Annotated in this window: 13 protein-coding genes; all 13 read left to right on the forward strand. The window is 58.8% G+C overall.

Annotated elements, in window-relative coordinates:
* Nucleotides 1-48: 48 nt before the first annotated feature.
* Entirely contained in the window at nt 49-618 is a 570-nt protein-coding gene (nudE, locus tag H8L67_RS02950; protein WP_220380296.1) for an ADP compounds hydrolase NudE, read from the forward strand.
* Complete coding sequence (gene cysQ, locus H8L67_RS02955) at nt 548-1,396, forward strand: 3'(2'),5'-bisphosphate nucleotidase CysQ (protein ID WP_220380297.1); 849 nt, start codon at nt 548-550, stop codon at nt 1,394-1,396. Before nudE ends, cysQ begins: the two co-directional genes overlap by 71 nt.
* Nucleotides 1,387-2,205 (forward strand): nucleoside triphosphate pyrophosphohydrolase, encoded by an 819-nt coding sequence (mazG, locus tag H8L67_RS02960; RefSeq protein WP_220380298.1) that lies wholly within the window; start codon nt 1,387-1,389, stop codon nt 2,203-2,205. The genes cysQ and mazG overlap by 10 nt, the downstream gene beginning before the upstream one ends.
* A gap of 28 nt (nt 2,206-2,233) precedes the next feature.
* Nucleotides 2,234-5,311, forward strand: coding sequence for a response regulator (locus tag H8L67_RS02965; protein WP_220380299.1), 3,078 nt, complete (start codon nt 2,234-2,236; stop codon nt 5,309-5,311).
* Entirely contained in the window at nt 5,284-6,135 is an 852-nt protein-coding gene (locus tag H8L67_RS02970) for a CheR family methyltransferase (RefSeq protein ID WP_434063413.1), read from the forward strand. Before H8L67_RS02965 ends, H8L67_RS02970 begins: the two co-directional genes overlap by 28 nt.
* Entirely contained in the window at nt 6,132-6,719 is a 588-nt protein-coding gene (locus H8L67_RS02975; protein ID WP_220380301.1) for a chemotaxis protein CheB, read from the forward strand. Before H8L67_RS02970 ends, H8L67_RS02975 begins: the two co-directional genes overlap by 4 nt.
* On the forward strand, nt 6,716-7,882 hold the full coding sequence (locus H8L67_RS02980) for a hybrid sensor histidine kinase/response regulator (RefSeq protein ID WP_255556021.1): 1,167 nt from the start codon (nt 6,716-6,718) through the stop codon (nt 7,880-7,882). Before H8L67_RS02975 ends, H8L67_RS02980 begins: the two co-directional genes overlap by 4 nt.
* A 73-nt stretch (nt 7,883-7,955) precedes the next feature.
* Complete coding sequence (locus H8L67_RS02985; protein ID WP_220380302.1) at nt 7,956-8,669, forward strand: response regulator transcription factor; 714 nt, start codon at nt 7,956-7,958, stop codon at nt 8,667-8,669.
* A gap of 30 nt (nt 8,670-8,699) precedes the next feature.
* Nucleotides 8,700-9,992: a sensor histidine kinase gene (locus H8L67_RS02990; RefSeq protein WP_220380303.1), complete on the forward strand. Its 1,293-nt coding sequence runs from the start codon at nt 8,700-8,702 to the stop codon at nt 9,990-9,992.
* Between the two features lie 54 nt (nt 9,993-10,046).
* Nucleotides 10,047-10,427, forward strand: a complete 381-nt coding sequence (locus H8L67_RS02995) for a diacylglycerol kinase (protein WP_220380304.1) — start codon at nt 10,047-10,049, stop codon at nt 10,425-10,427.
* A 77-nt stretch (nt 10,428-10,504) separates the two neighbouring features.
* On the forward strand, nt 10,505-11,107 hold the full coding sequence (locus tag H8L67_RS03000; RefSeq protein WP_220380305.1) for a LemA family protein: 603 nt from the start codon (nt 10,505-10,507) through the stop codon (nt 11,105-11,107).
* Between the two features lie 37 nt (nt 11,108-11,144).
* The gene (locus H8L67_RS03005) at nt 11,145-12,044 is read left to right on the forward strand and encodes a TPM domain-containing protein (protein WP_220380306.1); all 900 of its coding nucleotides are present in this window, start codon (nt 11,145-11,147) and stop codon (nt 12,042-12,044) included.
* A complete protein-coding gene (locus H8L67_RS03010; protein ID WP_434063414.1) occupies nt 12,044-12,547 on the forward strand; it encodes a TPM domain-containing protein in 504 nt (167 codons plus the stop codon). The genes H8L67_RS03005 and H8L67_RS03010 overlap by 1 nt, the downstream gene beginning before the upstream one ends.
* Nucleotides 12,548-12,576 lie beyond the last annotated feature (29 nt).

The following is a 12,576-nucleotide window of genomic DNA, read 5'->3' on the forward strand; positions in this document are numbered from 1 at the left end:
CAATCGAGTGCCTGTTGTGCCATTTGGTCATTATCGCCCAAAGTTGCCATGTCCTTGAAACGCCCTTTGCCATTGATCCATGGAATCCGCGAACGTGACGAAGGTCGCGGTCGCGTCATTGAGGAAATGGATCTCGAATTCAGCAACGGTGAACGTCGCGTTTTCCATCGTGTCTTGGCGCGCGGCGCGCAAGCGGTGTGTGTGGTGCCGTTGATTGACGACGACACGGTCATGCTCGTTCGCGAATATGCCGCCGGCGTACACCGCTATGAATTGGGTTTGGTGGCTGGGCTCGCCAATCCCGGTGAGTCCGCCGTGGACGCGGCCAACCGCGAAATGATGGAAGAGATCGGATTCGGCGCACGCAAGCTGAAGGTGCTTCGCGCATTGAGTTTGTCGCCCCGTTTCATGCAACACGAAATCCAGGTGGTCGTGGCCGCCGATCTGTACGAGGCGACCTTGCCCGGTGACGAGCCTGAGCCGCTGGAATGTGTGCCCATGCGTTGGTCCGAACTCGAAAGTCATATGTTGAGCGAAGACTTCTCCGATGGCCGGAGCTTGGCGGCGCTGTTCATCGTGCGCGCTTGGCTGGCGGGAGGCGGTAGCTTTGACGCCTGAGCTTCGCGAGCAGGTCATCGATGTCGCACGTCGCGCCGGCGATGCCATCATGGCCGTATACGGCACCGCCTTTGATGTCGAGCACAAGGCAGACGCGTCTCCTTTGACCCTGGCTGACACCGCGTCGAACGCGTTGATTGTCGAAGCACTTGCGCGCTTGTCGCCGGACATGCCGGTCTTATCAGAAGAGCAGGCGGGAAGCCACGACGCCGTGTTGCGCCGCCGCTGGCCCGAGCTTTGGGTGGTGGATCCACTGGACGGCACCCGGGAATTCGTCAAGCGCAATGGCGAATTCACCGTCAACATCGCACTGGTTCGCCACGGACGTCCGGTGTTCGGCGTCATCCAACAACCTGCCACGGCAGATCTGTGGTGGGGCGCATTGGGCGAGGGCGCGTACAAGCGCGTTGGCGGCGTGGAGTCGCGCATTCGCGTCGAGGCACCCGCACCGTCACCTTTACGTGTGGCGGCCAGTCGCTCGCACATCGATGCGGCCACACAAGCCTTCATCGATCGCATGCCGCCGTCCACGGCGCTGAGCTGCGGTTCGTCCTTGAAGTTCTGCATGATCGCGGAAGGTCGGATGGATGTGTATCCACGATTCGGCCCGACCAGCGAATGGGATACGGCGGCAGGACAAGTGATTCTCGAAGCCGCTGGCGGGCGGGTGATGGGCGCGGACGGTGCACCGATGGCTTACAACCAACGCGACACGCTGCTCAACGACGCTTTTTTCGCCATTGGCGACCCTGCCTTGCCGTGGCAGACATGGCTGTAATCAACGAACTCATCGAGATCATGGCGCGACTGCGCGATCCCGACACCGGCTGTCCGTGGGATCTCGAACAGGATTTCGCCAGTATCGCGCCCTATACGATCGAAGAGGCATACGAAGTCGCGGATGCGATCGAACGCGGGGATCTGTCCGATCTCAAAGACGAATTGGGGGATTTGTTGTTTCAAGTCGCCTTCCATTCGCAGCTCGCGCGGGAAGCGGGTGCGTTTGCATTCGAAGACGTTGTGCGGGGCATCAATGAAAAAATGCTGCGTCGTCATCCCCATGTGTTCGGCGATGCAAGTGCCGAGGATGCGGATGCGGTGCTCGCCTATTGGAACGCGACGAAAGCCCAAGAACGTAAAGCCCGCGGTGATACCGATGCTTCCGCATTGGCCGGCATATCGGCGGGATTGCCGGAATGGATCCGGGCCGACAAGCTGCTGTCGCGCGCCGCGCGCACCGGATTTGATTGGCCAGATCCCGCGCCGGTATTTGCAAAGTTGCACGAGGAAATCGCAGAGCTGCAGGTCGAGTTCGATGCCTGCGCGCAAGACCCCGACAATGCCGACATCCGGGCGCGCCTGCAGGAAGAGCTTGGCGATGTCCTTTTCGTGATCGCCAATCTGGCGCGTCACGCAAAGGTGGATACCGGCCGTGCCTTGCGCTCTGCCAATAGCAAATTCGAACGGCGTTTCCGCGCCATGGAGGCGCTGGCCGCCGAACAAGGCAAGTCATTTCCGGCGCTGACCTTGGAAGAGCAAGAAACGCTGTGGCAAACCGTCAAAGGCCATCAACAGCCAACTCGGTAAGATGGCGTTTTAACCCGACGGAAACGGCATGAAGCCGACTGAAAAAAACGACCGTTTGCTCTGGGTGACGGTCACTGCCATTTGTCTTGCCACCTTCTTTGCCGATTGGGTGACTGCACTCGGTTACGCGGTGTGGTGTTTTTACTTCATCGCGGTCGGGATGACCTTGTTTCAGTCGAAGAAGTCCGCGCCGTATTTGACGGCGCTGTTTTCCACGATTCTGGTGGTCATCGGTTCGATCATTTCCCCGAAGGGTTTGGATGTCAAATACGCCTATGTGAACCGGACCATCGGCGTGATTTCCTATTGGGCCATGGCTTGGGTGGTGGCACATGCGGTCAGTACGCGCGCCCGTGTAAATGCCATGCTTTGGCTTCAGCAAGCGCAGAACGCGCTGGCCGACTCGATACGCGGCGATAAAGGGCCGGGTGCGCTGGCGGACAGTGCCATGGCTGCGCTCTGCGAACGATTGACGGCGCCGGTCGGCGTACTGTATCGGCTGGAAGCCAATGAACTGCATTTGGTGGGCGGCCACGCGGTCCCGGGGCATGTGCGCCACACCCTGCCCGCCGGCGAGGGCGTGCTGGGTGCCGTCATCCAGTCCAATTCGGTCATGCGCGTGAGTGGCCTCGACAACGCCCACCTTTCCGTGGAGACCGCCTTGGGTGAAAGCCGGCCGGCGGAAATTCTGGCCGCGCCACTGACGGCGGAAGGCAAGGTCGTTGGCGTGATCGAGTTGGGACGCTTGCAATCGCCAACCGACGACGCGACGTCGGAAACCTTGCTGGCCAACATCTCCGAAGTGCTCGGCATGGCTGTGCGTGCGACGTTCGTCCGCCAACAGTTGGTCGACCTGTTGGAAGAAACGCAGCGGCAAAGCGAAGAATTGCAGGCGCAACAGGAAGAACTTCGGGTCGCCAACGAGGAGCTCGAAGAGCAAAGCCGCGGGCTGCAACAGGCGCAAGTCTCTCTGGAAAATCAACAGGCCGAACTTGAACAGTCCAATGTGCAGTTGGAAGAACGGACGCATGAACTGGAAGTCGAGAAGGAAGCGTTGGTCAAATCGCGTAATGCCTTGGCGAAAAGTGCGAGTGAATTGGCCAGCGCCAGCCGCTACAAAACCGAGTTCCTGGCCAACATGTCACACGAGCTGCGCACACCACTCAACAGTTCGTTGATTTTGGCCAAGCTGTTGACCGACAACAAGCCGGGCAATCTGAACGAAGAGCAGCTCAAGTACGCCAAGGCGATTCACGACTCGAATACCGATCTGTTGAACCTCATCAACGACATTCTGGATCTGTCGCGCATCGAGGCGGGACACGTGGAGTTGGTGGCGGACCGGATCGATACGAATGCGCTCGTCACCCGCTTGAAAGAAACGTTTGAGCCGCTGGCACAGCAGAAGAACATTGCGATCGATTTCCATGTGAAATCAGTGCCCGCGAATTTGATCGGGGACAGCCAAAGACTTCAACAAATCTTGAAGAACTTGCTGGCCAACGCGATCAAATTCACGGAAGTCGGAAGGGTGGATCTGACCATCGATGCCTGCGGCAACGACGAGCTCTGTTTCAGCGTGCGGGATACCGGCATCGGCATTGCACAAGAACATATCGACAATGTTTTCGAAGCCTTCAGGCAGGCGGATGGCAGTACCAGCCGTCGCTTCGGTGGCACCGGTCTTGGACTTTCCATTTCGCGCGACCTGGCACGACGAATGGGCGGAACGCTGACGGCCACCAGTGAACTCGGCCGCGGCAGCGAATTCCTGTTGCGCATTCCTGTGGACGGCACGGCTTTCACAGAACAAGCCGCCGTTGATTCGCCCGTTGCGCCGCCGCCGGTGGCAAAGGCGGCAACCGCGGCAGCGCCGACCGAGAGTCCCGCACCGGCTTTGGTGGAAGACGATCGCCATCGCCGTGCCCAGGGTCGACGCCTTATTTTGGCGGTCGAAGACGACGCCCGATTCGCGGAGGCGCTGGTCGGTCTGGCGCATGAAATGTCGTTTGATTGCATCGTCGCACCGAATACAGATGAGGCAATGGCACTCATCGCCGAGCACGAGCCCAGTGGCATCCTGTTGGACTTGAATCTTCCGGACGGTTCGGGCTTGACGGTGCTGGAGCGTCTCAAGCGCGATCCTGCGACGCGGCACATTCCGGTACACGTGGTGTCGTCGCTCGAGCGTGACCAACGGGCGATGGAGCTCGGTGCGGTCGGTTACCTGATGAAGCCGGCAACGCGCGAATCATTGCTCGATGCCATGCGTCATCTCGAACAACGTAGCCAACAGGCGATGCGCAAGCTGCTGATCGTCGAAGACGACGATGGTCTGCGAGGCAATCTGCAACTGCTGTTGGCACGGGAAAACCTCGACATCGTGGCGGTGGGTTCGGTAGCCGATGCGACTGCCGCCTTGTCGGAAACCAGCTTCGATTGCGTGGTCACCGACCTGGTGTTGTCCGATGGCAGTGGCTATGACTTGCTGGAGCAAATGGCAACCGACGACGACCGGGCCTACCCGCCGGTGATTGTGTACACCGGGCGCGCGTTGAGCAAAGACGACGAACAAAAGCTGCGCCGCTATTCCAAGAGCATCATCTTGAAAGGCGCGCGTTCACCGGAGCGCTTGCTCGACGAGGTCACCTTGTTCCTGCACAGCGTGGAAGCGTCGTTGCCGTCGAACCAGCAGCGTCTGCTGCAAGAGGCGCGGCGTCGCGATGCCATTCTGGACGGGCGCACGATTCTTTTGGCGGAAGACGATGTGCGCAATATCTTCGCGCTTTCCAGCGTGTTGGAGCCGTTGGGCGTCAAGCTGGAACTGGCGAGAAACGGTCGCGAAGCCTTGGATCGTCTTGCGACCTTGAATGTCGATCTGGTCTTGATGGACATCATGATGCCGGAAATGGATGGCATCGAAGCGATGCAGCATATCCGTCGTCAACCGAAGTGGAAGGATTTGCCGATCATCGCGCTGACGGCAAAAGCGATGCAGGACGATCGCACCCGTTGTCTGGAAGCCGGGGCGAACGATTACATCGCCAAACCGATTGATGTAGATAAGTTGGTTTCTCTGTGCCGAGTGTGGTGTGCAGGAAGATAATGGAAGACGAAAGACTGCTAGACATAGAACTGAGAGTTTTGCTGGAAGCGATTTACCTGCGCTACCACTATGACTTTCGCAGCTACGCGATGTCGTCGATACGGCGTCGCGTAGCTCAAGCGATGGTGCGTTTCAAGGTCGACAAGATCAGTGATTTCCAGCACGACCTGCTTCGCGATCCGGTTCTGTTTTCGGAGATGTTGCAATACCTCACGGTGCAAGTCTCTGAAATGTTTCGCGACCCAAGCTACTTCAAGGCGATCAACACCCAGGTCTTCCCTGTGCTCGCGACCTATCCCTCCCTCAAAATCTGGGTGGCCGGCTGCAGCTCCGGCGAGGAAGTCTGGTCATTGGCGATTTTGTTGAAGGAAGCCGGTCTGCTCGAGCGCACCATCATTTATGCGACGGACATCAACGCCGAGGCATTGCGCAAGGCAGAGAGCGGCACCTTCGACGTTGATCGGATTTCCCAATTCAGTCGAAATTATTTGGCGGCTGGTGGTCGGCACTCGTTGTCCGACTATTACACCAGCGCCTACCAGGGCGCGGTGTTCGATCGCGCGCTGAAACGCCAGATCGTGTTCGCGGATCACAGCCTTGCCACAGACGCGGTGTTTTCCGAAGTGCATTTCGTCTCGTGCCGCAACGTGTTGATCTATTTCAACAAGCAACTGCAAGATCGCGCCGTCGGCCTGTTTCATGAAAGTCTGGTGCCTCTGGGGTTTCTCGGTTTGGGAAGTAAGGAGGCACTGCAGTTCGGCGCCCATCAAAACGATTTCGAGCCGTTTGTCAAAGAACAGAAAGTATTCCGGAAAGTTGCATGAACACCCTGTTGTGCGCGCGAACCGATTTTGACGCGGTCGTGGTCGGCGCCTCCGCCGGCGGTGTCAGCGCGTTACAGACTTTGACGTCGCGTTTGCCGGCAGATTTCGGCATTCCCGTGTTCATTGTGTTGCACGTGCCGCGTGACCGGCCGAATGGCCTGTCGGAATTGCTGGGCGCGCGCTGTGCTTTGCCCGTGTCGGAAGCGGAAGACAAGCAAACAGTGACGGGCGGCAATGTCGTCATCGCACCGCCCGACTATCATTTGCTGATCGAGACGCGCGAGAGCGTCGCCTTGTCGGTGGACGCGCCGGTACTCTTTTCACGTCCTGCAATAGACGTGTTGTTTGAATCGGCCGCATGCGTGTTCGGCGCACGCTTGTTGGCCATCCTGCTGACCGGTGCCAGTACGGACGGTTCCGAAGGTGTTGCTGCAGTTCGTGCGGTCGGCGGCAACGTTTGGATACAAGACCCTGCCGACGCTACTGCCCCATTAATGCCTGCCGCTGCCATCGCGCACGCCGGAGCGGACGCGGTACTGACCTTGGAACAAATATGCCTTGCCCTTGAGAACACGAATACATGACCAATCCGACCTTGCAAGCCAGTCGCCTCCTCGAAATGCAATTGGCGCCGGCGAAAATCCTGATCGTGGATGATGTGCCGCAGAACTTGTTGGCGATGCGGGCATTGCTGGAAGGTGAGGAGGTCCAAGTGCTCACTGCCCAGTCAGGTGCGGAAGCGCTTGAACTTCTGCTCGAAAATGATGTCGCTGTGGCTTTGCTTGACGTCAACATGCCGGAAATCAACGGCTTCGATCTGGCGGAGCTCATCCGCGGTTCTCCGAGAACCAGCCACGTTCCGATCATTTTCCTGACCGCCTCGCCGCAAGATCCGGGGCGTGCCTTCCGGGGTTACGAGTCGGGTGCCGTCGACTTCTTGCACAAACCGATTGAGCCGCATGTGATCTTGAGCAAGGTCCGGGTTTTCGTCGAGCTCCATCAGCAACGTGCCATGTTGCGTGAGCACAACGAGCGCTTGAAAAAATCACTCGAGCTCAATGAAACCATGATTGCCGTCATGACTCATGACCTGCGTACGCCGCTCACAGTGATCAGCCTCAATGCGCAAATGCTCGGTCTCGGTGCGACCACAGCGGATATGCAAACCTTAGCGCATCGAATCGGAAACAGTGCCGATCGCATGGCGCGAATGATTCAACAGTTGCTCGATTTCACCCGGATTCGCGCGGGGATACTGCGCTTGGAAAAACGCAAAGCGGATTTGCATGACGCCGCCGATCGTGTAGTGACGGAACTGCTTCAGACCCACCCCAAAGCGCAACTGGAAACCGCCTTTGCCGGAGATCTGACCGGCGTCTTCGACGCCGACCGCGTCGAGCAGATCCTGTCGAACATGGTTGGAAATGCATTGCAGAACGCCACCGGCGGAGTCGTTCACTTACGTGTGGACGGCACAGAGCGGGACACCTTGTCCATCGAGGTGCAAAACGACGGGCAGGTTCCCGAAGATCTCCTGCCGCGCCTGTTCGAGCCTTTCAAAGGCAGTTTCCATGCCACCCAAGGCCTCGGTCTAGGGCTGTACATCGTCGACCAATTCGCCCGTGCGCATGGGGGATTCGCGTCGGCACAGAACGTGCAAGGACAAGTTATGGTGCGGGTCGAGTTTCCGCGTGGGTCGGTCGAGACAAGGGCGCAGGCCTCGGCTCTAACGCTGAAAAATTCATAAATATCGGCTGCGTTTCACGCCATTTCGACGTGAAGAACGGCATCTTTCACAAAGCTGAAAGGGAGCGCAAGCAATGACGACAACACAACAAGAGGGCGGACTTGTCCTCATAGTCGAAGACAATCGCAACATTTCCGAAATGGTCGGTGAGTTTCTCGAGAGCCGCGGCTTCGAAGTGGATTACGCCCAAGACGGTCTGGATGGCTACCGCTTGGCCACGGAAAACACCTATGACGTGATCGTGCTCGACCTGATGTTGCCGCGAATGGACGGTATCGAAGTCTGTAAAAAGTTGCGTGAAGAGGCGCGCCGTTCGACCCCGATTCTCATGTTGACCGCGCGCGACACCTTGGACGAGAAGTTGACCGGTCTCTCCGCGGGTGCCGATGACTACCTGACCAAACCCTTCGCGATTCAAGAACTCGAGGCGCGTTTGCGCGTCTTGATCCGTCGCGAACGTCGCCAAGTGGGTTCGGAAGTGTTGAAAGTCGGTGATCTTGTTCTGGATCCGGGCAGTCTGCGCGCCACGCGCGGCGGCACCGAATTGCTGCTGTCGCCGATCGGCTTGAAGCTACTCACCATTTTGATGCGCGAGTCGCCGCGCGTGGTCGGACGTCACGACATCGAGCGCGAAATCTGGGGCAACAGCTTGCCGGATTCGGATACCCTGCGCAGCCATCTTTACAACCTGCGGAAGATCATCGACAAGCCGTTCAAGAAGCAATTGCTTCATACGGTCCAAAGTGCGGGCTATCGCGTCGCGGATATCGACCAGCCGCCGAGCTGACGTGCCGACGTGGCAAAAACTCCGCAAAGGTTGTCGCATCAACTTCGCCGCCACTTCATCCTCCAAGCGTTGGGTGTGGCGGTGTTGCTGGTGGCCGGTACTTTTCTGGGTAGCAAGGCCATCAGCGAATACTTGTTGCGTGACCGGATTCGTACCGAGGTCAACCAACTCTGGGCATTGATCGAGCGGAACCCGAAGGCGCCGCTCCCGAAAGCCTTGAATTACGAGGCCTATTTCGTCCCCGCCGGCGCGCAACCGGACCAGGTGCCGGCCGAATTGCGCGTGATGTCCGACGGCTTCCATCGGCTCAGTACCGCCGGCTGGTTGGAAGCGGACAAGGTTGTCTACGTGGGCGACCGCGCGGAAGGCAAAATCTATGTGGTTACTGCCCGCTCGACGATCGACCGCGTCGTCATCGGGATCACGCTCCTCTCAGGTTTGGTCTCGCTTATCGCGGTGTGGAGCATGATCGCCTTTACCAACCGGCGATTGCGACGCTTGATGACGCCGCTTGCTGAGTTTTCGCATGCAGTCGACAGTTGGGATCCGGAACGGGGCGACGTCGCACAGCTGAAGTACGCAGGACGCGGTGTCAGCAAAATCCGCGAAGTGGAACAATTGCGTACCGCGGTCGTCGAGATGGCGGGACGGATGAACAACTTCGTCGAGCGCGAGCGCAATTTTACACGCGATGCGAGCCATGAGCTGCGGACACCACTGACAGTGGTCCGCATGGCGCACGACATGCTGACACTGGAGACAGGACTTTCGCCGCGCGGCACGCGTGCGCTCAATCGAATCGATCAAGTCACCAAGGAAATCGAAGGCCTGGTGGAGTCATTGCTGGTGCTGGCGCGCCACCCCAATGTCGACATCGAAGTGGACGAGTTTTATGCATTGCCGATAGTGGAAGAGGCCATTGCACGCATTCAATCGCATTCGGACAACCCGGCGCTCGACATCCATCTCGATGCGCACGCGAACCCGCTAATCGAAGCCCCGCCGCGCATGTTGGCGGTCGTCTTGAACGAGTTGTTGGAAAACGCGCTGAGTTTTACCGAGCAAGGCAGCATCACTGTGGTACTGCGCGAAAACTCGTTGGACGTCATCGACACCGGCATCGGCATGAGCGCGGATACCCTTGCCCGTGTGTTCGATCCGTTCTTCCGCGAGGACATCTCCCGCCAAAACGCCAAAGGTCTTGGATTGAACGTCGTCAGACGGCTGGTCGAGCGCATTGGTTGGACGCTGCGGCTGAGAAGCCGGTTGTCGGAAGGAACGGTCGCGACACTCAATTTCAGGCGTCGCCAGGAAGACACCTGAGCGACATCCCCATGTCATCCGCACGATAGTGGCCTATGGCAGAATCGTGCAGATATGGCAGACTCCCACGGACACCTCCCGCGCGGTCCACGCGGCATCTATTTCGCGACACTTTGGTCGATCAAAGGTTTGAAAGCCGCTTGGCTGCACGAATCCTCCTTCCGTCTGGAAGTTGTGCTTTTTATCTTCGCCTTTCCCTTGGGTCTATGGCTGGGTCATTCGCCGGTGGAGCGCGCTTTGCTCTGCGGCATCCTGCTCCCGGTGATGGCGATGGAATTGATGAATTCGGCGGTTGAAGCCGTCATCGAACGCTACGGACCCGAATTCCACGAGCTGGCAGGGCGTGCGAAAGACATGGGTTCGGCCGCCGTGTTCGTCTGCATGATGGCCGTACTCCTAGTGTGGGGAATGATCTTGATCCCCCGCTTTTTGTGACCTCGATCGCCGCACTTCACCTTGTCATTACATTTCGTTTTCGATGATGTCCCATTGATTCAATTCGGATTCATGACATGTCTTTGCGCATTCTGCTCGTCATTTTGCTCGCCTCGCTTCTGTCGGGCTGTGGCTATAACACCATTCAACAAAAAGACGAGGGCGTAAAAGCCGCTTGGTCGCAAGTGTTGAATCAATACAAGCGGCGGGCCGATCTGGTACCGAATCTGGTGAATACCGTGAAGGGCTACGCCTCGCATGAAGAACGCGTCCTGACCGAAGTCACCGCCGCTCGTGCGAAAGTCGGTTCGATCAATGTCAATGCCGACGATCCGGCATCGGTGAAGCAATTCCAAGACGCCCAAGTGCAGTTGCAAAGCGCCATTGGACGCCTGTTGATGGTGTCGGAAAACTATCCGCAACTGAAGGCGGATCAAAACTTCCTGCAACTGCAGGCGCAGTTGGAAGGGACTGAAAACCGCATCTCGGTGGAACGCAAGAACTACATAGAGACCGTGCAGGATTACAACACCTACATCCGCAAGTTCCCGGTCAATCTCACCGCCATGATGTTCGGTTACAAGCCGAAAGCGAATTTCACGGTCGAGAACGAAGCGCAAATCCAAAATGCGCCGACGGTGGATTTCGGCGGTCAGCAGCCCGCCCCGGCGTCAAACTGAGCACGCGCGCCCGGGTGCGCGGTCAAACGTGTTGACGATGCGTATTCGCCGTTGGGGGTTGGCTTTCTGCCTTGGCTTGGCCAGTCTTTCGGGGCTGGCGCAGGACTTGGCGGCGGTGCCGCCGTTGGATTCGCCGGTCGTTGACACCACCGGCACCTTGTCGGCGGAAGATACATCGGCGCTCGCGCAACAAGCCTTGGACTTGCAGCAGCGCAAAGGCAGCCAGCTGCAAATATTGATCATTCCGACCGTCCAGCCCGAAGACATTTCCAGCTATGCCAACCGCGCCTTCAAACAATGGCGGGTCGGACGGGAAAAGGTCAACGACGGCGTGCTGGTACTGGTGGCGAAAGACGATCGGCAAATGCGCATCGAAGTCGGCTATGGCCTCGAGGGTGCGATTCCCGACGCGACCAGCGCGCGCATCATCCAAGAATACATGGTGCCTAAGTTCCGCCAAGGTGACTTCGGTGGCGGCCTGAAAGACGCCACGGCGGCTATCGTCAAACTCATCGATGGTGAAGCCCTCCCGGCGCCCATGGCGCGTTCTCAACAGCCGCGCGATCGTAGCGGTGAAGTCTTCAACGCGATCATGCTGGCGGTCTTCGTCGCATTCTTTGCGCGCGTCTTTCTCGCTTGGTTGCCAAAAATCATCCGCGTGCCGGCGGTGGGTGCGGTGGCGGGCTTGGCGGCGTTTGTCTCCGTGCCTTTGGTGGTTGCCGCCGTCATCGGCGGTATTGCCGGCGCCTTCATCGCCCTGGTGTCCGGGACGGGCTCGCGTTTTGCCAATCGCGGTGGATGGGGCGGTGGCGATTGGGGCGGGGGTGGTTTCGGCGGCGGAGGCGGCAGTTGGGGTGGCGGCAGCAGCGGCGGGGGAGGCGGCTGGAGCGGCGGTGGCGGCATGAGCGGAGGCGGCGGCGCCTCGGGGAGCTGGTAGTGTCGAAAATCGCCCGTATCTTCACCCATTTGTGCGCCGCACCGGCCGCGCGCAGCTTCAATGCCGAGGCTTTGGCAAAGATTGGTGCGCAAATCGCGTCCTGCGAATCCGAGCACCGCGGCGAGATCGTCTTCGCGGTGGAAGGTGATATCCCGCTTCGCGATTTGTGGCGGAACGTCAGCGCGCGCGATCGGGCGCTGACAGCCTTCGCCCACCTCAACGTCTGGAACACGGCGGCGAACAACGGCGTTTTGATCTATCTGCTACTGGCCGAACACCGCATTGAGATCGTCGCCGATCGCGGCTTTGACGCATCGGTCAGTGCCGAGCAATGGCGCGGGGTATGTCAGCTGATGGAAGAGCAGTTCCGGGCCGGTGATCCGCTTGAGGCGGTCCTGCGTGGTATCCGCGCGGTCAGTGATCTGGTGGCCGAACACTTCCCGCAGCTTCCCGGACACGTCGACGAAGACGAATTGCCGAATCCGCCACGCATACTGCGGTAGTCCAAGTTTGGCAGAATAGGGGCTGTCTT

This window comes from Lysobacter soyae (assembly GCF_019551435.1).
Taxonomy (GTDB): Bacteria; Pseudomonadota; Gammaproteobacteria; order Xanthomonadales; family Xanthomonadaceae; genus Solilutibacter; species Solilutibacter soyae.